The sequence below is a fragment of the Streptomyces avicenniae genome (assembly GCF_000719135.1).
Taxonomy (GTDB): domain Bacteria; phylum Actinomycetota; class Actinomycetes; order Streptomycetales; family Streptomycetaceae; genus Streptomyces; species Streptomyces avicenniae.
This window is the reverse complement of sequence record NZ_JOEK01000056.1, coordinates 1-315: the sequence shown is the minus strand read 5'-3', so window position 1 is coordinate 315 and position 315 is coordinate 1. Positions and strand designations below refer to the sequence as shown.

1 protein-coding gene is annotated in these 315 nt (G+C 64.4%); it reads right to left on the bottom strand.

The features are described from left to right. Positions 1–315, bottom strand: a 315-nt coding sequence (locus IF27_RS29725; RefSeq protein WP_190233164.1) for a transglycosylase domain-containing protein, incomplete at both ends; no start/stop codon positions are given.

Sequence of the window (315 nt, the reverse complement as noted above, 5' to 3'; positions counted from 1 at the left end):
GTTCTCGAGGATCTTCTTCTTGCCGAGGTTCTCCTCGAGCTGGATCGCGTACTTCAGCTCGCGGATCTTGCGGCCCAGCGTCTGCTGGGTGGCCTGGGCGACCTTCGTCGGGTCGTTGCCCGCCTCTTCGACGAAGTAGTTCTTCACGAGCTGCTGGGTGAGAGTGGAGGCGCCCTCGGAGACGCCGCCGCTCTGCGCGTTCTTGTTGAGCGCGCGCAGCACGCCCTTCAGGTCGACCGCGCCGTGCTCGTAGTAGCGGGAGTCCTCGATCGCGACGATCGCCTTCTGCATGTACGGCGAGACGGACTTGAGGTC